This is a genomic window from Lysobacter sp. Root916 (genome assembly GCF_001429785.1).
GTDB lineage: Bacteria > Pseudomonadota > Gammaproteobacteria > Xanthomonadales > Xanthomonadaceae > Lysobacter.
Genome location: NZ_LMJF01000016.1, coordinates 156,182 through 177,411 on the forward strand (window position 1 = coordinate 156,182; position 21,230 = coordinate 177,411).

26 protein-coding genes are annotated in these 21,230 nt (G+C 68.9%); 21 read left to right on the top strand and 5 right to left on the bottom strand.

Annotated elements, in window-relative coordinates; translation table 11 throughout:
- Window positions 1-19 precede the first annotated feature (19 nt).
- Both ASE35_RS18950 and ASE35_RS18955 read left to right on the top strand, forming a co-directional pair.
- Window positions 20-727 (top strand): hypothetical protein, encoded by a 708-nt coding sequence (locus tag ASE35_RS18950; RefSeq protein WP_056182246.1) that lies wholly within the window; start codon window positions 20-22, stop codon window positions 725-727.
- Window positions 728-736: 9 nt separating this feature from the next.
- Window positions 737-1,042, top strand: a complete 306-nt coding sequence (locus ASE35_RS18955) for a DUF962 domain-containing protein (protein ID WP_057164785.1) — start codon at window positions 737-739, stop codon at window positions 1,040-1,042.
- Window positions 1,043-1,045: 3 nt separating this feature from the next.
- Here ASE35_RS18955 and ASE35_RS18960 read toward each other — a convergent pair whose 3' ends face one another.
- Complete coding sequence (locus ASE35_RS18960) at window positions 1,046-1,387, bottom strand: DMT family protein (RefSeq protein WP_157489570.1); 342 nt, start codon at window positions 1,385-1,387, stop codon at window positions 1,046-1,048.
- Window positions 1,388-1,494: 107 nt separating this feature from the next.
- Between ASE35_RS18960 and ASE35_RS18965 the strand changes: the two genes are divergently transcribed.
- The 7 genes from ASE35_RS18965 (at window position 1,495) to ASE35_RS18995 (ending at window position 9,637) form a co-directional block, all read left to right on the top strand.
- Window positions 1,495-2,205, top strand: coding sequence for a response regulator transcription factor (locus ASE35_RS18965; RefSeq protein ID WP_055900565.1), 711 nt, complete (start codon window positions 1,495-1,497; stop codon window positions 2,203-2,205).
- A gap of 10 nt (window positions 2,206-2,215) precedes the next feature.
- Window positions 2,216-3,493, top strand: a complete 1,278-nt coding sequence (locus ASE35_RS18970; protein ID WP_056182225.1) for a HAMP domain-containing sensor histidine kinase — start codon at window positions 2,216-2,218, stop codon at window positions 3,491-3,493.
- 261 nt (window positions 3,494-3,754) lie between these two features.
- Window positions 3,755-5,320 carry an efflux RND transporter periplasmic adaptor subunit gene (locus ASE35_RS18975; RefSeq protein WP_057164786.1) on the top strand — a complete coding sequence of 522 codons (1,566 nt, stop codon included), beginning with the start codon at window positions 3,755-3,757 and terminating at the stop codon, window positions 5,318-5,320.
- Window positions 5,317-6,030, top strand: coding sequence for an ABC transporter ATP-binding protein (locus ASE35_RS18980; protein WP_157489571.1), 714 nt, complete (start codon window positions 5,317-5,319; stop codon window positions 6,028-6,030). The genes ASE35_RS18975 and ASE35_RS18980 overlap by 4 nt, the downstream gene beginning before the upstream one ends.
- Window positions 6,027-7,262 carry an ABC transporter permease gene (locus ASE35_RS18985; protein WP_056182220.1) on the top strand — a complete coding sequence of 412 codons (1,236 nt, stop codon included), beginning with the start codon at window positions 6,027-6,029 and terminating at the stop codon, window positions 7,260-7,262. Before ASE35_RS18980 ends, ASE35_RS18985 begins: the two co-directional genes overlap by 4 nt.
- Before the next feature lie 104 nt (window positions 7,263-7,366).
- Window positions 7,367-8,569 carry a hypothetical protein gene (locus ASE35_RS18990; protein WP_057164787.1) on the top strand — a complete coding sequence of 401 codons (1,203 nt, stop codon included), beginning with the start codon at window positions 7,367-7,369 and terminating at the stop codon, window positions 8,567-8,569.
- 42 nt (window positions 8,570-8,611) lie between these two features.
- Window positions 8,612-9,637, top strand: coding sequence for an isoaspartyl peptidase/L-asparaginase (locus ASE35_RS18995; RefSeq protein ID WP_082576656.1), 1,026 nt, complete (start codon window positions 8,612-8,614; stop codon window positions 9,635-9,637).
- A gap of 194 nt (window positions 9,638-9,831) precedes the next feature.
- Here the strand turns inward: ASE35_RS18995 and ASE35_RS19000 are convergent, their stop codons facing one another.
- A complete protein-coding gene (locus ASE35_RS19000) occupies window positions 9,832-10,299 on the bottom strand; it encodes a VOC family protein (RefSeq protein WP_057160743.1) in 468 nt (155 codons plus the stop codon).
- A gap of 515 nt (window positions 10,300-10,814) precedes the next feature.
- Here ASE35_RS19000 and ASE35_RS19005 point away from each other — a divergent pair.
- The 12 genes from ASE35_RS19005 to ASE35_RS19060 all read left to right on the top strand — a co-directional run bounded on the left by ASE35_RS19005 (window position 10,815) and on the right by ASE35_RS19060 (window position 18,921).
- Window positions 10,815-11,195 carry a diacylglycerol kinase gene (locus ASE35_RS19005; protein WP_057164788.1) on the top strand — a complete coding sequence of 127 codons (381 nt, stop codon included), beginning with the start codon at window positions 10,815-10,817 and terminating at the stop codon, window positions 11,193-11,195.
- A 71-nt stretch (window positions 11,196-11,266) separates the two neighbouring features.
- Window positions 11,267-12,001, top strand: a complete 735-nt coding sequence (locus tag ASE35_RS19010; protein ID WP_056182210.1) for a TerC family protein — start codon at window positions 11,267-11,269, stop codon at window positions 11,999-12,001.
- 128 nt (window positions 12,002-12,129) lie between these two features.
- Entirely contained in the window at window positions 12,130-12,774 is a 645-nt protein-coding gene (locus ASE35_RS19015) for a LemA family protein (protein ID WP_056182207.1), read from the top strand.
- A gap of 25 nt (window positions 12,775-12,799) precedes the next feature.
- Window positions 12,800-13,720 (top strand): YgcG family protein, encoded by a 921-nt coding sequence (locus ASE35_RS19020; protein WP_057164789.1) that lies wholly within the window; start codon window positions 12,800-12,802, stop codon window positions 13,718-13,720.
- A gap of 14 nt (window positions 13,721-13,734) precedes the next feature.
- A complete protein-coding gene (locus ASE35_RS19025; RefSeq protein ID WP_056182557.1) occupies window positions 13,735-14,223 on the top strand; it encodes a TPM domain-containing protein in 489 nt (162 codons plus the stop codon).
- A 264-nt stretch (window positions 14,224-14,487) separates the two neighbouring features.
- The gene (lgt, locus tag ASE35_RS19030; RefSeq protein WP_057164790.1) at window positions 14,488-15,366 is read left to right on the top strand and encodes a prolipoprotein diacylglyceryl transferase; all 879 of its coding nucleotides are present in this window, start codon (window positions 14,488-14,490) and stop codon (window positions 15,364-15,366) included.
- Between the two features lie 3 nt (window positions 15,367-15,369).
- A complete protein-coding gene (locus ASE35_RS19035) occupies window positions 15,370-16,164 on the top strand; it encodes a thymidylate synthase (protein WP_057164791.1) in 795 nt (264 codons plus the stop codon).
- 24 nt (window positions 16,165-16,188) lie between these two features.
- Window positions 16,189-16,737 carry a hypothetical protein gene (locus ASE35_RS19040; RefSeq protein WP_057164792.1) on the top strand — a complete coding sequence of 183 codons (549 nt, stop codon included), beginning with the start codon at window positions 16,189-16,191 and terminating at the stop codon, window positions 16,735-16,737.
- Window positions 16,719-17,264, top strand: a complete 546-nt coding sequence (locus ASE35_RS19045) for a hypothetical protein (protein ID WP_057164793.1) — start codon at window positions 16,719-16,721, stop codon at window positions 17,262-17,264. The genes ASE35_RS19040 and ASE35_RS19045 overlap by 19 nt, the downstream gene beginning before the upstream one ends.
- Window positions 17,265-17,341: 77 nt before the next feature.
- Window positions 17,342-17,896 (top strand): DUF2059 domain-containing protein, encoded by a 555-nt coding sequence (locus tag ASE35_RS19050; RefSeq protein WP_057164794.1) that lies wholly within the window; start codon window positions 17,342-17,344, stop codon window positions 17,894-17,896.
- A 141-nt stretch (window positions 17,897-18,037) separates the two neighbouring features.
- On the top strand, window positions 18,038-18,409 hold the full coding sequence (locus ASE35_RS19055) for a DoxX family protein (protein WP_162259076.1): 372 nt from the start codon (window positions 18,038-18,040) through the stop codon (window positions 18,407-18,409).
- A complete protein-coding gene (locus tag ASE35_RS19060) occupies window positions 18,409-18,921 on the top strand; it encodes a dihydrofolate reductase (RefSeq protein WP_057164856.1) in 513 nt (170 codons plus the stop codon). Before ASE35_RS19055 ends, ASE35_RS19060 begins: the two co-directional genes overlap by 1 nt.
- A 252-nt stretch (window positions 18,922-19,173) precedes the next feature.
- Here ASE35_RS19060 and ASE35_RS19065 read toward each other — a convergent pair whose 3' ends face one another.
- The 3 genes from ASE35_RS19065 to apaG are packed head-to-tail and all read right to left on the bottom strand — an operon-like array spanning window position 19,174 to window position 21,144.
- A complete protein-coding gene (locus tag ASE35_RS19065) occupies window positions 19,174-19,884 on the bottom strand; it encodes a DUF1287 domain-containing protein (protein WP_082611376.1) in 711 nt (236 codons plus the stop codon).
- Entirely contained in the window at window positions 19,881-20,741 is an 861-nt protein-coding gene (locus ASE35_RS19070) for a symmetrical bis(5'-nucleosyl)-tetraphosphatase (protein ID WP_082611377.1), read from the bottom strand. The genes ASE35_RS19065 and ASE35_RS19070 overlap by 4 nt, the downstream gene beginning before the upstream one ends.
- Before the next feature lie 19 nt (window positions 20,742-20,760).
- The gene (apaG, locus tag ASE35_RS19075) at window positions 20,761-21,144 is read right to left on the bottom strand and encodes a Co2+/Mg2+ efflux protein ApaG (RefSeq protein ID WP_055900614.1); all 384 of its coding nucleotides are present in this window, start codon (window positions 21,142-21,144) and stop codon (window positions 20,761-20,763) included.
- Window positions 21,145-21,230: the final 86 nt, after the last annotated feature.

Below are 21,230 nucleotides of genomic sequence, written 5' to 3' on the forward strand. Positions count from 1 at the left end.
CAATGATCGGGGTTAGCGCATGCGAGTAGAGCTCCGCCTGACCGCTTCGCTGGTGCTGATGGTAGGCACCTGCTCGATCGCGATGGCAGAAGACGGCCCCGTCGTCATGGTTACGGGGCGCGCGCCGACAATGGAACACATGACGATCTTCGTCGGCGAGAAGCTGTTGCTCGAGCAGGTTCATCCGGCGTTGGAGCCGGGCGAGATCATGCTGGATAGCGTGTTCCAGGCCCGCTATCGGGTGCGGCAGGTCGTGCAAGGCGATGATCCAGGCGACGTCATCGAATTCACGGTCTACGATCACTACGGGCGGCCGCGCTTCGAGCGTTATCCCCATGTGCTGCTGTTTGTGAACCGGTCCGACGACCGCTACTACCACGCGAAGTACCAGTACTACCCCGTCTTCCTGACCCGGAACGGCGCGTGGGCGGCTTGTGCGCCGTCCGACGAGTACGATGCGGAGCAGCGCGACGGTATTGCCGCCGCGAAGCCGATGGCCTTCGGATCGGATGCCTACCTGCCGGTCGACACCGAGCTGAGCGCGGCCGAGAATCGTCGGATCTATCCACCCCGGCATTTCAGGATCGAAGGCGACCGCGCGTACTGCTTGACCGGCAACACGCTGTCGGAGCTGATTAAGATCAAACAGCGAACCGTGTTCAACGAGGCCGCCCGTTCCAGAGACGATTCAGGAGCCGGCAGCGACCGTCCGTTAGACGAGGACTAGGAGGCAGCCATGGCCAATCGATTCGCGAGCTTCAGCGAGTTCTACCCCTTCTACCTCAGCGAACACAGCAACCGCACCAGTCGGCGCCTGCACTTCATCGGCAGCTGCGGGGTGCTGGTGTTGCTGGCGCTGGCCGTGATCCAGGGCCGGCCCTGGCTGCTGCTGGCGGCGCTGGTCTGCGGCTACGGTTTCGCCTGGGTCGGGCATTTCTTCTTCGAGAAGAATCGCCCGGCGACCTTCAAGCACCCGCTGTATTCCTTCGTCGGCGACTGGGTGATGTTCAAGGACATCCTGACCGGCAAGATCCGGTTCTGAGGCTCAGTCCAGAAAGATCAGCCAGGCCGCCACCACGATCAGGCCGAAACCGGCCCAGTGGTTCCACTTCAACGGCTGCTCCAGGTACCAGGCCGAGAAGCCGGCGAACACCAGCAGGGTGATGACCTCCTGCATGCCCTTGAGCTGCGGCGCCGAGTAGACCGCGCTGCCGATGCGGTTGGCCGGCACCATCAGGCAGTACTCGAAGAAGGCGATGCCCCAGCTGACCAGGATGGCGGCGGTCAGCGGCGCCGACTTGTACTTCAGGTGGCCGTACCAGGCGAAGGTCATGAACAGGTTGGAGCCCAGCAGCAGCAGGATCGGGTACAGGCGGTCGGCGAGCATAGGGGGCGGTTCGCAAGGGAAAGTGGGCAGCTTAACGCCGGTCCTTCACGGGGCGTCCACCCCGACCCCGGCAGTCTTCACAAAACTGAAGGAAACTGGAGAGCTGCATGCAGGGCACTAGAGACGGGGGCTTGGTCCTGATCGTGGAGGACAATCGCAACATCTCCGAGATGGTGGGCGAATACCTGGAAGGGCGTGGTTTCGAGGTCGACTACGCCGCCGACGGCCTGGACGGTTACCGTCTGGCGGCCGAGAACAGCTACGACGTGGTCGTGCTGGACCTGATGCTGCCGCGTCTGGACGGCATCGAGGTGTGCAAGCGCCTGCGCGAGGAAGCGCGCAAGTCGACGCCGGTGCTGATGCTGACCGCGCGCGACACCCTGGACGAAAAGCTGACCGGCCTCAGTGCCGGCGCCGACGACTACCTGACCAAGCCCTTCGCGATCCAGGAACTCGAAGCGCGCCTGCGCGCCCTGATCCGTCGCGAGCGCCGCCAGGTCGGCGGCGAGGTGCTCAAGGTCGCCGATCTGGTGCTGGACCCGGCCAGCCTGCGGGTGACCCGCGGCGGCAGCGAACTGCAGTTGTCGCCGATCGGGCTGCGCCTGTTGACCATTCTGATGCGCGAATCGCCGCGCGTGGTGAGCCGCCAGGAAATCGAGCGCGAGATCTGGGGCAACGGCCTGCCGGACTCCGACACCCTGCGCAGCCATCTCTACAATCTGCGCAAGACCATCGACAAGCCGTTCGGCAAGCAGCTGCTGCACACCGTGCAGAGCGCCGGCTACCGCGTCGCGGACATCTCACAGCCGCCGGATTGAGCCTGCCGCCATGCCGCAGGGGTTGCCGCGCAAGATCAAGCTTGCCTTCATCGCGCAAGCTTTGATCGGCAGCATCGTCATCACGCTGGGCATAGGCCTGGCGGGATTGGCGGTGCGCAACCTGGTGTTGGAACAGCGCATGCAGCGCGAGGCCGATGCGTTCTGGGCCGGGCATGCGCGCGATCCGCAGCACCCGTTGCCGATCACGTCGACCACGGTCGGCTATTTCATTCCCGCCGGCGCCAGCAACGACGGGCTGCCGGCGGTCGCGCGCGGCACCAGCCGACAGGGCCTCAACGAGCTGCCCGGCGACGACCGGGTGATGTTGGTCGATCGCCGCGCCGAGGGCGCGTTCTACCTGCTGTACTCGTCGGAGCTGATCGACGAGGCGATCCTGTTCACCGGTCTGGCATCGCTGCTGTTGTCGCTGCTGACCATGTACTTCATTTCCTGGCTGACCTACCGCAACACCAAGCGCCTGGTCACGCCGGTCAATCGCCTGGCCGCGGCGGTCGCGCATTGGGACCCGCGCGACCCGCGCGCGGTCGCGGCGTCGCTGGAGGACCTGCCCGGCGAGATCGGCACCGAGGTGCGCCAGCTTTCCAGCGCCTTGCGCGGACTGGCCCAGCGCGTCGGCGAATTCGTCCAGCGCGAGCGCGACTTCACCCGCGACGCCAGCCACGAGCTGCGCACGCCGCTGACCGTGATCCGGGTGGCCACCGACCTGATGCTGGCCGATCCGGAAACCCCGGTGCGCGCGCAGCGTTCGCTGGCGCGCGTGCAGCGCGCCGGGCGCGACATGGAGGCGGTGATCGACGCCTTCCTGATCCTCGCGCGCGAGGCCGAGATCGCGCCGCAGAGCGAGGAGTTCCCGGTCCGCGAGATCGTCGATCACGAGGTCGAGCGGGTGCGGCCGATGCTGACCGGCAAGGACGTCGAGCTCAATGTGGTCGACGACGGCGGGCCGCGCCTGCTGGCGCCGCCGCACGTGCTCAGCGTGATGGTCGGCAACCTGCTCAGCAACGCGGTGCGCTTCACCGACGCCGGCCGCATCGACGTGCATCTGGCGCGCGACCGCATCGAAATCCGCGATACCGGCATCGGCATGTCCGCCGAAACCCTCAACCGCGCCTTCGACCCGTTCTATCGCGCCGATTTCTCCGGCGTGGACGGCAAGGGCATGGGGCTGTCGATCGTGCGCCGCCTGGGCGAGCGCTTCGGCTGGCCGGTGCAGCTGAGCAGCGTGCCGGGGCAGGGCACGCTGGCGGTGATCCGTTTCAGCCATTGAGGCAGGAACTAGTGGGCAGTAACGAGTAACGAGTGACGGCGTGGCTCACCGCCCCTACCAGTTGCTCGTTCCTGGTCCAACCCGTTACTAGCTGCCCCTTCCCGCGACGCTTCGGGGCCCGCCGGCATCCATAGTAGGCTCAGGCCCGCTAAGCTGAGTCCGCCGTGCAGCGGCCCCGCCCGGGAACGAAACCGCCCCCCGGCCTGTCAACCGAAAGCGGCCGCGCGCGTTGCCGGCTCCATACCTCTCAATCAGAACCTCATGAGCGCAGCCCGCAAGCCGCAGTCGCCCGTTCGCAAACCCTCGCCCTGGATCCGTCGCGCTGTCGTCGCCGCGGTGCTGCTGGCCCTGGCCGGCGGCGGTTATTACTACTACACGCAGCGCAACGAGCAGGCGGAAGCCTCGGCCTATCGCACCGCCAAGGCCGAGCGCGGCGACATCCGGGTCGCGATTTCGGCCACCGGCGCGCTCGCGGCGATCTCGACCGTCGATGTCGGCAGCCAGATCTCGGGCCAGGTCACCGACGTGCTGGTGGACTTCAACGACCGCGTGCACAAGGGCCAGGTGATCGCCAAGATCGATCCCAGCACCTACCAGGCGCAGATCGCCCAGGGCTCGGCCCAGGTCACCAGCGCGCGCGCCAGCCTGGCCACCGCACAGGCCACCTTGCGCAACGCCGAACTGGATTTCCAGCGCAAATCGGCCCTGGTCGAACGCCAATTGGTCGCGCGCAGCGACGCCGACCTCGCGCGCGCCGCGCGCGACCAGGCGCGCGCCCAGGTCTCCGCGGCGGAAGCGCAGATCAACCAGCAGATCGCCTCCACCCAGACCTCGCGCCTCAACCTGGAGCGCACCGTGATCCGCGCGCCCGTGGACGGCGTGGTCCTGACCCGCACCGTCGAGCCCGGCCAGACCGTGGCCGCCAGCCTGCAGTCGCCGGTGCTGTTCCAGATCGCCGAGGATCTGTCGAAGATGGAAATCGTGCTGGCCATCGACGAGGCCGACATTGGCCAGGTCAAGTCCGGCCAGGGCGTGAGCTTCACCGTCGATTCCTTTCCCGATCGCCAGTTCCGCGGCAAGGTCCAACAGGTGCGCCTGTCGGCGACCAACACCAGCAACGTGATCACCTACCCGGTGGTGGTGTCGGTGGACAACGCCGAGCAGATTCTGCTGCCGGGCATGACCGCCAACGCCGAGATCGAAGTCAGCCGTCGCGACGACGTGCTGCGGGTCGGCAACGCCGCGCTGCGCTACAAGCCGGCCGAGGACGACCCGGCCGCGCAAGCCGCGGGCGGCGCTGGCGGTCCCGGCGGGCAGGGCGGCGGACGCGGCGGCATGGCCAACGATCTTCCGCGTGTGGCCCAGCAACTCAAGCTCAGTTCGGCGCAGCAGGTGACCTTCGACGCCGCGCTGGAAGCGATGAAGCAGCGCTCGGCCGCGCGCCAGGCCACGCCGCCCGCGAACGGCGGCGGCAGCCCGCTGTTCGGCGGCCGCGGCCCCGGCGGCGGTGGCGGCGGCATCGTGATCCGCGGCGGCGGCAACGCCGGCGCGGCCGCGGGCGCCCTGCGTCAGCGCATGCAGGAGCGCTTCAACCAGCAGTTCGCCGAGTTCCGCGGCAGTTTGAATCCCGAACAGCAGGCGCGCTGGGACAGCGAGGTCGCGGCCTTGCTCAACGCGCGCCGCGCACCGCTGTACAAGCTGGTCAACGGCAAGCCGGAGCTGGTCGTGGTCCGGGTCGGCGCCAGCGACGGCAGCTGGACCGAGGTGTCGGGCAACATCCAGCAGGGCGATGAGGTGATCGTCGGCAGCGGGCGCAAGGAACCATGAGCGAGGCGTCCGCCGCCGGCGCCGCGGTGATCGAAACGCGCGCGCTGGGCAAGGTCTATTCGCCGGGCACCGAGGCCGAGGTGATCGCGTTGCACGCGGTCGACTTGCGCATCGGCCGCGGCGAGTTCGTCGCGATCATGGGGCCGTCGGGCTCGGGCAAGTCGACCCTGATGAACCTGATCGGCTGCCTGGACACGCCCAGCAGCGGCCAATACCTGTGCGACGGGGTGGATGTGGCGACCCTGGACGCGGAAGAGCGCGCGGCGCTGCGCCTGGAGAAGATCGGCTTCGTGTTCCAGGGCTTCAATCTGCTGCCGCGCATGAGCGCGCTGGAAAACGTGGCGATGCCGATGGGCTACGCCAACGTGCCGCGCGAGCAGCGTCTGGAGCGCGCGCGCGAAGCTCTGGCCTCGGTCGGTCTGGCCGAACGCGCCAGTCACCGGCCCAGCGAATTGTCCGGCGGCCAGCAGCAGCGCGTGGCGATCGCGCGCGCGCTGATCAACCGCCCGCCGATCCTGCTGGCCGACGAACCCACCGGCGCGTTGGACACCAAGACCGGCGAAGAAATCCTGGCCCTGTTCAAGCGCCTGCAGGCCGATGATCACACCGTGGTGTTGATCACCCACGATCCCGACGTGGCCGCGCACTGCGACCGCGTGTTCGCGATGCGCGATGGCGAGCTGCACGAGCAGCAAGAGGGCGCGGCATGAACTTCCTCGAAGTCCTGCGCACCGCCGTATTCGCCCTGCGCGGCAACTGGCTGCGCAGCGCCTTGACCTCGCTGGGCGTGATCATCGGCATCGCCGCGGTGATCGTGATGGTGTCGGTGGGCCAGGGCACCCAGGCCGAGATCGACAAGCTGGTGTCGGGCCTGGGGTCGAACCGGCTGGACATCGGCTCCGGCGCCGGTCGTGGCGGTGGCGGCGCGCGCCAGAGCGCATCCAGTTTCTTCACCTTGAACGAGGGCGACGTCGACGCGATCCGGCAGGAGATCCCGGAGGTGCAGTTCGTCGCCGGCTCCCTGCGCGGCGGCACCCAGGTGGTCTACGCCGAGAACAACTGGTCCACGCAGTGGCAGGGCGTGCAGCCGGAGTTCTTCGACATCAACGGCTGGAGCATCGCCTCCGGCAACGGCTTCGAGTCGCGCGATTACAGCGGCGGCGGCAAGTCGGTGATCCTGGGCGAAACCGTGCGGCGCGAGCTGTTCGGCGATGAGGACGCGATCGGCCAGACCCTACGCCTGGGCCGGGTGCCGTTCACCGTGGTCGGCACGCTCAAGCCCAAGGGCCAGGGCGGTTTCGGCCAGGACCAGGACGACATCCTGCTGGTACCGCTGGAAACCGGACGCCGCCGCCTGCTCGGCGCGATGGGCCTGCCGCCGGGCGCGGTGATGCAGATCGCGGTCGGGGTGGGGCGCGCCGAGGACGTGACCTACGCGCAAGGCGAGATCGAGGCCTTGCTGCGCCAGCGCCACAAGATCCAGCCCGGCGCCGACGACGACTTCACCGTGCGCAACATCGCCGAGGTGGTGGCCACGCGCACCGCCACCACCAACCTGATGTCCAAGCTGTTGGGCGCGGTGGCCACGATCTGCCTGATCATCGGCGGCATCGGCATCATGAACATCATGCTGGTGTCGGTAACCGAGCGCATCCGCGAGATCGGCCTGCGCATGGCGGTAGGCGCGGGGCCGCGCGACATTCGCCGCCAGTTCCTGGCCGAGGCGATGGTGATCGCGATGATCGGCGGCGTGATCGGCATCGCGATCGGCGTGGTCGGCGCGCTGCTGGTCGGCAAGTTGGGCTCGCTGCCGGTGGCGCTGAACGCGCAGGTGGTGGGGCTGGCGGCGGCGTTCTCGATCGCCACTGGTCTGTTCTTCGGCTACTATCCCGCGCGCAAGGCTTCGCTGCTGGATCCGATCGAGGCGCTGCGCCAGCAGTAAGCGTTCGCGTGCGGCGGTCGCCGCACGCTAACCACGACCACCGGCACGGGTGGGCGCCGCCGCGGACTGGCATGGTGCGTGCGACCAGCCCGATCGGAGCGGATATGAGCAAGTGGTGGCCCCTGGCCCTGTTGATGTCGATGACCTTCGCGGCCCAGGCCGCGGATACGGCCGCGGCGCCGACGACGGTGACCATCCTTGGCGTCGATCACGCCGCGCAGCTGGTCGCGCCGCGCGATCCGCCGGCGTTGCTGGAGGCCTTCCTGGCGCGCGTGAAGCCCGATGCGATCTGCATCGAGCGCGCGCCGGACGCCTACGCGCGCGGCGACTACTACGAGTTCACCTACGAGGTGCAGGACGTGGTGGTGCCGTATGCGCGCCGCAGCGGGATCGAGCTGTGTCCGATCGATTGGGAGCCGCCGGTCGAAGAGCAGCGCCTGGGTTTCGGCATGGCCCTGGATGCGCCGCCGGAGCTGCGTCTGCTCAAGGGTTTCCCCAGCTTCCTCAGTTTCGGCGCGCAAACGCTGCAGCGCGACTTCTTCCACGCCGATGATCCGGCCAATCTGCAGAAGGTGACGCAGTGGGCCGCGACGCCGGCCGCCAGCGCCAAGAACGATCTGGCGCGCCGTCTGTATTTGTATCGGACCTACATGCAGGCGCGTCGCATTCTGGCCGCCGCGCGCGCGCATCCCGGCGGCCGCGTGGCGGTGGTGGTCGGCGAATTCCACAAGCACGATATCGAGGCGATCCTGAAGGACGAGCCCGGCCTGCGCCTGGTCCAGCCCTCCAGCTACGGGCGCCCCAGCGCAGCCGATATCGCCGCGCACGACCGGCCCGAGTACCGCACCGCGATCGCCAGCTTCAACCTGCTGGGTCTGCAGTCGCAGTCCGGCCAGGTCGATTACGCCTACGTCGGGCGCGCGCTGGATGCGTTGGACGCCCAGGGCGCCACCGCGCAGACGCGTCTGTTGCGCACGCGTCTGGACCTGTTGCAGGCGCGGATCCGGCGCGAGGATGCGATCGCGCGCTACCGCGCCATCGCCGCCGAAGCCGGCGATGCGCGCTTCGCCTGGAACGGGGTCAAGGACGCCGCGCGCGTGGACTCCTACTTCGATCCGTTCGGCAATCTGGATGTGCGCCGGCGCGCGCTGCTGGAGGCGGCGCGCGAGACCTGGGCGCTGGGCGATGCCGCCGCCGCGCAGGCGCTGTTCGATGCCTGCGCCGACGGCCTGAGCCCGCGCCAGCGCAACCAGCTGCGCGGCTATTGGGAGCGCGACGTGACGATCGCGGCGGGCCAGCAGCCTTAACGCCCGCAAGCGGCTATTCTCGCGGTCTTGAAGGAGACCGCCATGCGCCTGCCGATCCTGCTGTTGAGCCTTGCCGCCATGTCCAGCCCCGCCGCTCTCGCCCAGACCCCGCCCAGCGGCGAACGCCCGATCGCGCTGGTGATCCACGGCGGCGCCGGCTTCGTGCCGCGCGACGCGCTGAGCGAGGCCGACCGCAAGGCCGCGCATGCCGATCTCAATCGCGCTCTGGACGCCGGTTACGGCGTGCTCCAGGGCGGCGGCAGCGCGTTGGACGCGGTGTCGGCGGTGGTGGTGGTGCTGGAGGACTCGCCGATCTTCAACGCCGGCAAGGGCGCGGTGTTCAACGCCCGCGGCGGCCACGAACTCGATGCCTCGATCATGGAAGGCCACACCCGCCGCGCCGGCGCGGTCGCCGGCGTCACCACGATCAAGAACCCGATCAAGCTGGCGCGCGCGGTGATGGAACACAGCCCGCACGTGATGCTGGCCGGCGCGGGCGCGGAAGCTTTCGCCGATACCCGGGCCGAGATTGAGCGCGTGCCCAACACGTATTTCGATACGCCCAAGCGCCGCCAGCAGTTGGAGAAGGCGCAGCGCGAGGAAGCGGCGAAGGGCAAGCGCGAGGCCAACGCGGCCGTCGATCCGGGCAAGTACTTCGGCACGGTGGGCGCGGTCGCGCTGGACCGCCAGGGCCATATCGCCGCGGCCACCAGCACCGGCGGCATGACCAACAAGCGCTACGGCCGCGTCGGCGATTCGCCGGTGATCGGCGCCGGCACCTGGGCCGACGACCGCTGCGGCGTGTCCGGCACCGGCTGGGGCGAGTACTACATCCGCTACAACGCCGCCCACGACATCTGCGCGCGCGTGGCCTACCGCGGCGACAGCCTGCAGGCGGCGGCCGACGAGGTCATCAACAAGCTCATTCCCGCCGCCGGCGGCGATGGCGGCGCGATCGCGCTGGACCGCGAAGGCCATATCGCGATGCCGTTCAACAGCGGCAGCATGTTCCGCGGCTGGGTGAAGCCGGACGGGAGCCGGGGGACGGCGATACACGAAGAGGAGTGAGGTTCGCCAGCCCCTCCCCCGCAACGCGGGAGAGGGATTGGGGCGGGGGCCGGCGCAGGCGCGTAAGTCCACCCAGTCGCCGCCCTCATCCGCCCGCAGCCTGTGCTGAGCCTGCCGAAAGGCGCACCTACTCGGCCCAGCCCTTCCTTCGGTCGCCGCGCGCGGGAGAAGGGAAGATCAAAGGCCCGTCGCCCTCACGCCCCCTGCTGCGACGACCACTCCTGCATCCGCGCCTGCATGTCCTCCTCCGACACGTCCTCGACGTGCGTGGCCAGCGTCCACTTGTGGCCGAAGGGATCGACGATGGTGCCGGTGCGGTCGCCCCAGAACTGGTTCTGCAGCGGCTTGTCGACCTTGCCGCCGGCCTGGGTCGCCTGGGCGAAGGCGGCGTCGGCGTCGTCGACGTAGATCATGAAGGCGGTGGTGGCGCCGCCGCGGGTCTTGGGGCTGAGCGCGTTCATTTCGGGCCACTCGTCGGACAGCATGATCACGCTGTCGCCGATGCGGATTTCGGCGTGGCCGATCTTGTCGCCCATGGGCAGGCGGTAGATCTCGGTCGCGTTCAAGGCGCGCACGTAGAAATCGATGGCGGCGTTGGCGTCGTGCACGATCACGTAGGGCGTGACGCTGTGGTAGCCATCGGGGCGGGGCTGTACGGCCATGTCGGTGTCTCCGTGAGTGGTGGGTTCGGCGCGGCGCTGCGTGCGCGAAGGCCCGATGCGCCGGGGCGGATCGAAGCGGACGCGGTGCTGCCCGGGCGCAGATGCTGAACCGCGCGATTCTCACCGGCTGCGACTGCGGGCCGGCCGGGCAGGCCGCGGGCGGGCCGGATTCGACGCTTCGGCCCGCAGCGCCGGGCCGGATGGGCGCAAGGCATTTCGGTCGGTCAGGGGCGGGCAGGCTAGCGCCGGCCGCGCTAAGCGGGCGCGAAGCCCGGCCTGGGCCCGCGTTAACCGGATCCGGCACGGTCGCCGCCGGGGCGGCCGAGCGGGGCTTATGGCAAAATCCATGCCCTGTAGCGGCCGCCGGCTGCGCCCCGCCGGCCCGTCCGGAGAGAGCCCGACCCTCATGCCCATGACCGAGCAGTCCCGCCGCGGCCGCGCCGCCGCGCCGTCCGTCTTGCCGCAACCGGCCAGTCGCGCCGGCGTCGTTCCCCCTTCCGCTCCCTGAGGCCGCCATGGCAGACGAATTCGGCCACCTGCCGCGCGGTCCCGCGCGCATCCTCAAGGCGACGATGTGGTCCATGCAGGGCCTGCGCGCGGCCTGGCTGCACGAATCCTCGTTCCGGCTCGAGGTCTATCTGTTCGTGGTGCTGACGCCGCTGGGCTGGTGGCTGGGCCAGACCCCGGTCGAGCGCGTGCTGCTGATCGGCTCGATGCTGCTGGTGCTGAGCATCGAACTGTTGAACTCGGCCGTGGAAGCGGTGATCGAACGCTACGGCCCGGAGTTCCACGAGCTCGCCGGCCGCGCCAAGGACATGGGGTCGGCGGCAGTGTTCGTATTGATGATGAACGTGTTGCTGACCTGGGGCGCGATCGTCGTGCCGCGCCTGTTCTGAGCGCAACCGTGCCCTAATCCGCCGCGCGCATCGCGCGCAGCCCCCGTTTTGTAAGCCTAGGAAACCCGCTAGTGATTGAACTGCTAACCGATCCGCAAGTCTGGATCACCCTGGTCACCCTGAGCGCGATCGAGATCGTGCTGGGCATCGACAACCTCGTCTTCATCTCGATCGCGGTCAGCAAGCTGCCGTACGCGCAACGCGAGAAGGCCCGCAAGTTCGGCATCGCGGTGGCCTGCATCACGCGCATCGCGCTGCTGCTGACCCTGGCTTGGCTGGCCGGTCTGACCAGCGATCTGTTCTCGGTATTCGGCCAGGGCATCTCGGTGCGCGACCTGGTCCTGATCCTGGGCGGCGCCTTCCTGCTGGTGAAGGGCTCGATGGAAATGCGCGACATGATCGTCGGCGCGGGCGAGTCCGAGGACGTGCACTCCAAGCCGGCGGCCTCGTTCATGGCGGTGATCGCGCAGATCGCGGTGATCGACATCGTGTTCTCGCTGGACTCGGTGATCGCCGCGGTCGGCATGGCCAGCCACACCCCGGTGATGGTCGCGGCGATCCTGCTGGCGGTGGCGGTGATGCTGCTGGCCTCCAAGCCGCTGGGTGAGTTCATCGACCGCAACCCGACCATCAAGATGCTGGCCCTGGCCTTCATCGTCCTGGTCGGCGTGTACCTGGTCGCCGACGGTTTCGAGTTGCACATCCCGAAGGGCTACATCTACGGCGCGATGGGTTTCTCGGCCCTGGTCGAGTGCCTCAACCTGTGGGCCAAGCGCCGCGCCATGGCGCGGGTTCAGCCCGACTGAGGCAGGCGCGCCCGCACGGCGCCGCCCACGCGGCGGCGCCGCAATCGCGACGCGACCCTCACACGGCGTCCATTGCAAGCGTGGGGCGCGGGTGGTGCAATGCGCCATCCTCACGAAGGAGTTGCGCCATGCGTAAGCTCATGATGTCCCTGCTGCTGGTCGCGGCGGCCGCCCTGCTCAGCGGTTGCGGCTACAACACCATCCAGCAGAAGGACGAAGCGGTGAAGGCGTCCTGGTCGCAGGTGCTCAACGTCTACAAGCGACGTGCCGATCTGGTGCCCAACCTGGTCGCGACCGTGAAGGGCTACGCCAGTCACGAGCAGCAGGTGCTGACCCAGGTGACCGAGGCGCGCGCCAAGGTCGGCAGCATCAACGTCAACGCCGACGATCCGGCCTCGGTGGAGCAGTTCCAGCAGGCCCAGGGCGAACTCAAGAGCGCGATCGGCCGCCTGCTGGTGGTCAGCGAGAACTATCCGCAGCTCAAGGCCGACCAGAACTTCCTGCAGTTGCAGGCGCAGCTAGAAGGCACCGAGAACCGCATCACCGTCGAGCGTCAGCGCTACATCCAGTCGGTGCAGGACTACAACACCTACGTGCGTTCGTTCCCGCAGAACCTGACCGCGATGATGTTCGGCTACAAGGCCAAGCCCAACTTCTCGGTCGAGAACGAGCAGCAGATCCAGGAAGCGCCCAAGGTCGACTTCGGCCAGCCGGCCGCGCAGCCCGCGCCGCAGCCGGCGCCCGCGCAGCAGCAGCCGGCGCCGGCGGGCTGATCGGCGCGGCGGCGGACGCCGGGCGATGAAGCGCGCATTCGCGAACACCGGCCGCGCCCTGGCGCGCGGCTGGTGCGCGTTGCTGCTGCTATGGCTGGTCTGCGCGGTCGCGCAGGCGCAGACGCTGGCGCCGATTCCGGCCCTGGATACGCCGGTGATCGACACCACCGGCACCCTCGACGCCGCCACCCGCCAGAACCTGGAAGCGCAGGCGCGCGCGCTGCAACAGCGCAAGGGCAGCCAGCTGCAGGTGCTGGTGGTGCCGACCACCCAGCCCGAAGACATCGCCCAGTACGCGGTGCGCGCGTTCGAGCAGTGGAAGATCGGCCGCAAGGGCGTCGACGACGGCGTCCTGCTGGTGGTCGCCAAGGAAGATCGGCGGGTCCGCATCGAGGTCGGCTACGGCCTGGAAGGCGCGATCCCCGACGCCACCGCCAGCCGCGTGATCCAGGAATATCTGGTGCCGCATTTCCGCAGCGGCGACTACGCCGGCGGCATCACCGAGGCCAGCGCGGCGCTGACCAAGCTCATCGACGGCGAGCCCTTACCGGCGCTGATGGCCGACAACCGCGGCGACCAGGGCGGCGGCGAGAGTTTTCTGATGGCCTTGTTCGTGGCCTTCATCGTGGCCCAGGTCGCGCGCGGCATTTTCGGCAGCGCGCCGCGGCCGCTGCGCGCCCTGCTCGGCGCCGGCGCGGCCGGCGGCGTGGCCTGGCTGATTTCCTCGCTGTTGCTGGTCGGCGGCATCGGCGCGGTGATCGGTTTCGTGATCGGCCTGATCAGCACGCCGCGCGGCGGCCGTTTCGCCCGCGACGCGGGCTGGGGCGGTTGGGGCGGAGGCGGCGGTGGTTGGGGAGGCGGCGGTTTCGGCGGCGGTGGCGGTGGCGGCGGCTGGTCCGGTGGCGGCGGCATGAGCGGAGGCGGTGGCGCCTCCGGTAGCTGGTGACGGAGACCACGCCCATGCGCCTACTCAAACACCTGTTCGCGCCCTCGGCCACGCGCCTGTTCCCCGAGCCCTTGTTGCGGCGCATCGCCGCGGCGATCGCGGCCAGCGAGCTGCGCCACACCGGCGAGATCTGTTTCGCGGTCGAGCCCGCGCTGCACCCGCGCGCGGTCTGGGCCGGCCGCCAGGCGCGCGCCGCGGCCATGGACGCGTTTGCGCAGTTGCGGGTCTGGGATACGCGCGCCAACAACGGCGTGCTGCTGTACCTGCTGCTGGCCGATCACCGCATCGAGATCGTCGCCGACCGCGGCTTCGAGGGCCGGGTCAGCGCCGAGCAGTGGCGCGGGGTCTGCCAGCTGGTCGAGGAACGCTTGCGCTCGGGCGATGCCGAGGCCGCCGTGCTGGGCGGGATCGAGGCGCTGTCGGCGCTGCTGGCCGAGCACTACCCGCGCGCGGACGGCGATCAGGACGTCAACGAGCTGCCGGATCTGCCGCGGATTCTTTGATCGGGGCTTGAAGGCCGCAGCCGTGGGGTAGGAGCGGCGTGAGCCGCGACCGCGCCACCTCATCGGCCGCGCCGCCCGCAGGGCGTCCGGTCGCGACTCACGTCGCTCCTACCTCAAAGCGACTGGCGGGGCCCCGCCGAGCGGCTCGACGGCCGCGACGCTCCGTTTCGCCGCAATCGCCTTCCGGTCACGGCCGGGCAAGGCACGCGCCATGCCCCTCGGGCACAATACCGGCATCCCCAAACCGCCGGGTCGCTACGCCGCATGATCTACCTGCACCAGATCGATCCGATCGCCATCCATCTCGGCCCGCTGCAAGTGCATTGGTACGGGATCATGTACCTGATCGGCTTCGGCCTGGCCTGGTGGCTGGGGCAGCGCCGGGTGCGCGCCGGGCGCCTGCCGGGCGTGAGCGAACAGGCCTACGGCGACCTGCTGTTCTACGCCATGCTCGGCGTGGTGCTGGGCGGCCGTTTCGGCTACGTGCTGTTCTACGCCTTCGGCGATCTGCTGCAGGACCCGCTGATGCTGTTCCGCATCTGGGAAGGCGGCATGAGCTTCCACGGCGGCCTGCTGGGCGTGATGGCCGCGGCGCTGTGGTGGGCGCGCAAGCAGCGCCTGCATTTCTTCGACGTGATGGATTTCGTCGCCCCGCTGGTGCCGCCGGGCCTGGGCTTCGGGCGCCTGGGCAACTACATCGGCGGCGAGCTCTGGGGCAAGTTCACCGAGGCCGGCTGGGGCGTGATCTTCCCGCGCGCGCCGGAGTTCGGTAACTGGACCGCGCAGCAGATCCAGAGCCAGTACGCGACCGGCGCGCTCAACCATTTCGCGCGCCATCCCTCGCAGCTCTATCAGGCCGCGCTCGAGGGCCTGACCATGTTCGTGCTGCTGTGGTGGTTCTCCAGCAAGCCGCGTCCGCGCTATGCGGTATCGGGCCTGTTCGCGCTGCTGTACGGCTGCTTCCGCTTCCTGGTCGAGTTCGTGCGCGTGCCCGACGCCAAGCCCGGCTACATCGCCTTCGGCTGGTTGACCATGGGCCAGTTGCTGAGCGTGCCGCTGATCCTGCTGGGCCTGTACTGGCTGTGGCTGTCGCGCCGCTCGCCGACCCTGCAACCGCAAGCCGTCGCGCCGAAGGAGGGCTGACCGATGCGCCAATACCTCGACCTGCTGCGGCACGTGTTGGAACACGGCAGCGAAAAATCCGACCGCACCGGCACCGGCACGCGCAGCGTGTTCGGCTGGCAGCTGCGTTTCGATCTGAATCAGGGTTTCCCGCTGGTCACGACCAAGAAGCTGCACCTGCGATCGATCGTGCACGAGCTGCTGTGGTTCCTGCAGGGCGACACCAATGTCGCTTACCTGAAAGACAACAAGGTCGGCATCTGGGACGAGTGGGCCGACGCCGACGGCGAGCTGGGCCCGGTCTACGGCAAGCAGTGGCGGCGCTGGGCCGGCGCCGACGGCGTCGAGATCGACCAGATCCGCTGGGTGATCGACGAGATCAAGCGCAATCCCGATTCGCGCCGCCTGATCGTCAGCGCCTGGAACGTCGCCGACCTGCCGCGCATGGCGCTGATGCCCTGCCACACCCTGTTTCAGTTCTACGTCGCCGACGGCAAGCTCAGCTGCCAGCTCTATCAGCGCAGCGGCGACATCTTCCTGGGCGTGCCGTTCAACATCGCCAGCTACGCGCTGCTGACCCACATGGTCGCGCAGGTCTGCGGGCTGGGCGTGGGCGATTTCGTGCACACCCTGGGCGACGCGCACCTGTACTCCAACCATTACGAGCAGGCGCGCGAGCAGCTGTCGCGCGAACCGCGCGCGTTGCCGACGCTGAGGCTGAATCCGCAGGTGACCGACATCTTCGGTTTCCGCTACGACGACATCGCGATCGAACACTACGACCCCTTGCCGGCGATCAAGGCGCCGGTCGCGGTCTGAGGGCATAGCCCCGGGGGAGGGCGCATGAGGGGACGAGGATCCGTCACCGCCGCCTGGGCGCTGGGCCTGGTCGCGGCCCTGTGCGCGACCGCGCTGCTGGCCGCCGATCCGGAGCCGGCCCGCGCCGACGGTCCCGCCGGCAGCATCCGCCTGCCGGCCGGCATCGAGGCCGAGCCGCCGGCATTGCAGACCACCGGCAGCGGCCCGCGCAGCAGCCAGGTCCTGCGTCACACCCGCAACGGCAAGACCGCGCAGGCGAGCCTGCTGCAATCCTGCGCGAGCGCGCCGCCGGACCTGCGCAGCGAGAAGAACCTTGAGATCCTGATGCAGGGACTGGCCGTGATGCAGCGCCAGACCCTGGGCAAGGTCAACGGCTGGGTGACGCTGGGCGAACGACGCGCCTACCGCATGGACTCGGTGCGCGACGGTGGCGGCGCCGCGACGATGTGGATGGCGCCCATGGGCGAGAAGATGGCGGTGCTGCGCTACGAGCGCCCGGCCGATTTCGCGCTCGACGACGAGATGATCGTGGCGATCGAAAGGATGGAATTGCGATGTGGTTCGCCGCCCTGAGCCGGGCCGCGTTCGCGGCCTTGCTGGCGGCGGCGCTGTGGCTGCCGGCCGCATCCGCGCAGACCGCGGACGACGAGCGCGCGCTGGCCGCCCGCGCTTACGCGCGTATCCAGCCGGCGCTGCGCGAAATGATGAAGAAAGCCTATGCGGACAGTCTGGCCAGCGGCGAGCCCAGCGCGCTCGACGGTTGCGAGGCCGCCTCCAAGCAGCAGGCGCGCGCCGATCTCGAGCGCGACACCACGGCGCTGGTGTTGGAGCTGTTCTTCAGCGAACAGATGCAGCGACGCGTGGAGGACATCCTGGTGGATGTCTACGATGCCGAGCAACTGCGCATGACCGCCGAGGGCGGCAATGCGCCGTCGCGTCCGGAGCAGTCGGCCAAGATAGCTGGTTCGTTCCGCGAGCTGAGCGCGGATTTCCTGCGCAGCGTCAGCCAGGACGGCCGCTTCGCCGCTGCCATGGTCGATGCGGTGCAAAACGCGCGCGCGCAGTTGGCGCGATGCCGCGCAGAGCAGGGCGCGGGTTAAGCATGCCGTTAACGGGGAGCGGCGGGCGCGTGGCCGTGCCGTCGCAACAGATCGCTATCACTACGAGGGGAAGTGCAGTGTCGAATTTCAAGGGGATGGTGTCCGCCGGCGCGCTCGCGTTGGCCATCGTGGTAGGCCTGGGCAACGCGCAGGCGGCGACCTCGCCGAAGTACGAGGCCGCGCTGGAACGCTACTACGCGATGACCTACGGCCATCAGATCGAGCAGCTCGGCATCGACGAGCTGTCGGAGAAGTTCCGCGAGGGCGCGATGTCCAAGCCCGAGGCCAAGGCCTGCCCGGCGCTGGGCAAGGCGATTGACGAGTTTTCCAAGAACGAGTTCCGCAAGGCCATCACCGACTACTTCCATTCGCCGGAGCTCAAGGCGCAGATCCTCGCGGCCATGCGCAAGCAGCTCACCGAGGCCGATCTCAACGCCTACCTGGCTTTCGTCGACACGCCGGCCGGCAAGCAGTACCTGCAGCACAGCCAGGCCTCGAACGTCGAGGTCGAAAAGGCCATGACCGAGATGACCGACAAGATGGACGAATCGCCGGCGTTCAAGGCCATGATGACCGACATGGTCACCAAGCTGGTGCCGGTGATGATGACCTGCCCGCGCGACAAGAAGTAAGCGCGTTGCCGCGTCCCGCCGCGGGAAGCGGCGGACCGCAGGGAGAGGCGCCCGGTTTGCGAATGAGGTGAGCGGATGAACGCGATAGCGAGATGGCACCAAGCGGTAGAGGACGCGTGCGCGCGGCGTGCCGATCTGGGCTTGTTGATCCTGCGCGTCGCGATCGGCGCGCACCTGATGGTCATGACCCAGGACAATGTGTTTTCCTGGGCGCGCATGCTCGAGTTCCGCGATTTCATGGCCCATCACGGCTTCGCGTTTCCGCTGCTGTGCGCGGTGCTGTCGGTGATCGGCCAGTTCTTCGGCGGCCTGGCCCTGGTGCTGGGCCTGTGCACGCGCTTCACCGGCCTGGTGATCGCGATCAACTTCGTGGTCGCGGTGTGGATGGTGGATTCGAAAGCGCCGTATCCCGGCGCGTTTCCGGCCCTGGCCCTGGTCGCGGTTGGGCTGTGCCTGATGTTCACCGGCGGCGGACGCTACTCGCTCGACCGCGTCTGGCGTAAGCGGCCATGATGCGCTTGTCGCTGATCGCGGCCTTGGACCACGAGCGCGGCATCGGCCGCGGCAACGAGTTGCCGTGGCGCCTGCCCGACGATCTCAAGCGCTTCAAGGCGCTGACCCTGGGCAAGCCGGTGCTGATGGGGCGCAAGACCGCGCAGTCGCTGGGGCGCGCCCTGCCGGGCCGGCGCAACCTGGTGCTTACGCGTTCGGGCGAGGTGCCGTACGCGGGCATGCAGGCGGTGACCTCGGTGGAGGAAGCGCTCGCGCTCGCGCTCGCGCACGAGGACGGCGCGCCGGAGCTGTGCGTGATCGGCGGTGGCGAAATCTACACGCTGTGCCTGCCGGCCGCGACCCATCTGCACCTGACCTATGTCGACACCGTGGTCGCCGACGCGGACGCGCATTTCCCGCGCTTCGACCTCCAGGACTGGCGTGTGCTCGCGCGCGAACATCACGCTGCCGACGAGCGCCACGCCTTCGCGTTCGAATTCGTCGACTACGCGCGTATCGGCATGGATGCTTGAGCCCAGGCACAGCGCCCCAAACCATCGACCCCGTAGGATGCGGTGAGCCGCAGGCGAACCGCATCACCGCGACGGAGCGGGAGATGGCGATGGTGGGGTTGTCACCGCAGCCTACGGCTGGCGTAGCCGCAGCGACATTCACCGCCCCGTAGGATGCGGTGAGCCTTAGGCGAACCGCATCGCCGCGCGGATTCGGATGGGGCGATGGCGTGGTTGCCGCCGCAGCCGCCGGCCACCGCATCCGCTCACTCCTCACTCCTCACCGCTCACTCCTGCTTCCTGCTTCACCGCCGCCAACTCCGGCCGGTAATGCCCGGTGATCTCGTAGACGAACAACAGATCGCCCTCCTCGGTGCCGCGCGCGATGTTGTGCAGGATCAGCGGGTCGCCGCGCCAGCCTTTGCGGTCGGAGACGATGCCGATGTGCGGGGTGCCGCCGCCCAGGTCCCAGGTGACCAGATCGCCGGGGCGGTAATCGACGGCGCGATCGCTGACGGTCTGCTGCCAGCCCTGGCGTTCGAACCAGCGTCGCAGGTTGGGCACGCGGCGGTGGTCGATGCTGCGGTCGGTGCCGCGCGCGCCCCAGCTTTGCGGATAGCGCGCGAAATTCGCGCGCATGTCCTCGTGCACCGCCTGCTGCAGGTCCAGACCCTGCGCGCGCAGGGCGCGGATCACCACGTCGGTGCACACGCCGCGGTCGGCGGCGACGTCGCCGCCGGGATAGTCCAGACGCACGTAGGCGGGATCGTAGTAACGCACCACGCCGATCTGGGCGCGCGCCGCGCGCACCAACGGATGGGTGGGCGCGCTCGCGCGCGCAGGCACGGGCGGCGCGGCGGCGGGCGCCTGCGCGGCCGCAGGCTGGGTCGGACTGTCGTTGGAGCGGTCCGCGCATGCCGCGCAGGCCGCGGCCAGCAAGGCGACGGCCGCGTAGCGCAGCAGCGTCGCGATGCGCGGCTTCATGCCGGGCGCGGCGGACGCGGCTTGGGCGGACTGGCCGGCACGTCGCGGCCCGGCACCTGCACGAGGCGCAACTCGTCGGTGTCCAGCTGCAGGGCGGTGAGCTTGCCGCCCCAGACCGCGCCGGTGTCGATGGCATGCACGCCGTGGCCGATGAACAAGCCCAGCGTCGACCAGTGGCCGCACACGATCTTGAGGTCGCGCTCGACCCGGCCCGGCACTTCGTACCAGGGGTACAGGCCGACCGGTTGGGTACCCGGGCTGCCCTTGTCCTCGAACGCGATGCGGCCGCGCGGCGTGCAATAACGCAGACGGGTGAAGATGTTGATGATCGCGCGGTGACGATCGATGCCGGCCAGCTTGGGGTTCCAGGCCGGGCGGTCGCCGTACATGTTCTTGAGCAGGCGCTGGTACTGATCGCTGTGCAGGCGCTCTTCGATCTCGCGCGCGTGGCGTTCGGCCAGTTGGGTGGTCCACTTTGGCGCCAGGCCGGCGTGCACCATCATCCAGCCCAGCGAGCGGTCGGCGTGGACCAGCTTCTGCCGGCGCAGCCAGCCCAGCAGTTCGTCGCGATCCTGGGCTAGCACGATGCGTTGCAGATCGGGATTGACCTTGCGCTGCTCTTCCTCGCGACGTTCGCCGATCGCCAGCAGCGACAGGTCGTGGTTGCCCAGCACGACCACGCTGTTGGCGCGCAGCGAATGCACCAGGCGCAGGGTCTCCAGCGACTGCCCGCCGCGGTTGACCAGGTCGCCGCAGAACCACAACTGGTCGCGGGCGGGGTCGAAATTGATCCGCTCCAGCAATCGCTGGGTGGGGTCGTAGCAGCCTTGCAGGTCGCCGATGGCCCAGACGCTCATATCCGATCGTTCCGTGCCGTCAGTGCAGGGTGCGCGGCACGGTCAGGGTGAAGGCCGGGATCGGCGCTTCGAAGCGGGTGCCGTCGTCGGCGACCATCGCATAGCTGCCCTCCATCGTGCCCAGGCTGGTTTCCAGCACCGCACCGGAGGTGTACTCGAAGTCCTCGCCCGGACGCAGCCAGGGTTGCTCGCCGACCACGCCTTCGCCCTCGACCTCCTGGACCTTGCCGTTGGCGTCGGTGATCACCCAGTGGCGCGAGAGCAGGCGCGCGGGCACGCGCCCGGCGTTGCGGATGTTGATGGTGTAGGCAAAGACGTAGCGGTCCTGCTCCGGCTCGGACTGATCGTCGAGGTAGCGGGTGGCGACGGCGATGTCGAAAGCGTAGTCGTGGCGGTGTTCCATGCAGGCAGTGTAAGCAAAGCGGGCATGAAGCGGGAATGAGCATTCGCGTACCAGGTCGCGATGCGGGCGCGCCGGCGCGGTCGGAG

Coding starts and splice junctions, on each gene's coding strand:
- ASE35_RS19000 (WP_057160743.1), bottom strand. CDS start 10,299: ATGGCCGTACAGCCCCGCCCCGATGGCTACCACAGCGTCACGCCCTAC.
- ASE35_RS19025 (WP_056182557.1), top strand. CDS start 13,735: ATGCGCCTACTCAAACACCTGTTCGCGCCCTCGGCCACGCGCCTGTTC.
- ASE35_RS18995 (WP_082576656.1), top strand. CDS start 8,612: ATGCGCCTGCCGATCCTGCTGTTGAGCCTTGCCGCCATGTCCAGCCCC.
- ASE35_RS18985 (WP_056182220.1), top strand. CDS start 6,027: ATGAACTTCCTCGAAGTCCTGCGCACCGCCGTATTCGCCCTGCGCGGC.
- ASE35_RS19020 (WP_057164789.1), top strand. CDS start 12,800: ATGAAGCGCGCATTCGCGAACACCGGCCGCGCCCTGGCGCGCGGCTGG.
- ASE35_RS18970 (WP_056182225.1), top strand. CDS start 2,216: ATGCCGCAGGGGTTGCCGCGCAAGATCAAGCTTGCCTTCATCGCGCAA.
- ASE35_RS19065 (WP_082611376.1), bottom strand. CDS start 19,884: ATGAAGCCGCGCATCGCGACGCTGCTGCGCTACGCGGCCGTCGCCTTG.
- ASE35_RS18980 (WP_157489571.1), top strand. CDS start 5,317: ATGAGCGAGGCGTCCGCCGCCGGCGCCGCGGTGATCGAAACGCGCGCG.
- ASE35_RS18950 (WP_056182246.1), top strand. CDS start 20: ATGCGAGTAGAGCTCCGCCTGACCGCTTCGCTGGTGCTGATGGTAGGC.
- ASE35_RS19015 (WP_056182207.1), top strand. CDS start 12,130: ATGCGTAAGCTCATGATGTCCCTGCTGCTGGTCGCGGCGGCCGCCCTG.
- ASE35_RS19045 (WP_057164793.1), top strand. CDS start 16,719: ATGTGGTTCGCCGCCCTGAGCCGGGCCGCGTTCGCGGCCTTGCTGGCG.
- lgt (WP_057164790.1), top strand. CDS start 14,488: ATGATCTACCTGCACCAGATCGATCCGATCGCCATCCATCTCGGCCCG.
- ASE35_RS18975 (WP_057164786.1), top strand. CDS start 3,755: ATGAGCGCAGCCCGCAAGCCGCAGTCGCCCGTTCGCAAACCCTCGCCC.
- ASE35_RS19040 (WP_057164792.1), top strand. CDS start 16,189: ATGAGGGGACGAGGATCCGTCACCGCCGCCTGGGCGCTGGGCCTGGTC.
- ASE35_RS18965 (WP_055900565.1), top strand. CDS start 1,495: ATGCAGGGCACTAGAGACGGGGGCTTGGTCCTGATCGTGGAGGACAAT.
- apaG (WP_055900614.1), bottom strand. CDS start 21,144: ATGGAACACCGCCACGACTACGCTTTCGACATCGCCGTCGCCACCCGC.
- ASE35_RS18990 (WP_057164787.1), top strand. CDS start 7,367: ATGAGCAAGTGGTGGCCCCTGGCCCTGTTGATGTCGATGACCTTCGCG.
- ASE35_RS19035 (WP_057164791.1), top strand. CDS start 15,370: ATGCGCCAATACCTCGACCTGCTGCGGCACGTGTTGGAACACGGCAGC.
- ASE35_RS18955 (WP_057164785.1), top strand. CDS start 737: ATGGCCAATCGATTCGCGAGCTTCAGCGAGTTCTACCCCTTCTACCTC.
- ASE35_RS19070 (WP_082611377.1), bottom strand. CDS start 20,741: ATGAGCGTCTGGGCCATCGGCGACCTGCAAGGCTGCTACGACCCCACC.
- ASE35_RS19005 (WP_057164788.1), top strand. CDS start 10,815: ATGGCAGACGAATTCGGCCACCTGCCGCGCGGTCCCGCGCGCATCCTC.
- ASE35_RS18960 (WP_157489570.1), bottom strand. CDS start 1,387: ATGCTCGCCGACCGCCTGTACCCGATCCTGCTGCTGCTGGGCTCCAAC.
- ASE35_RS19060 (WP_057164856.1), top strand. CDS start 18,409: ATGCGCTTGTCGCTGATCGCGGCCTTGGACCACGAGCGCGGCATCGGC.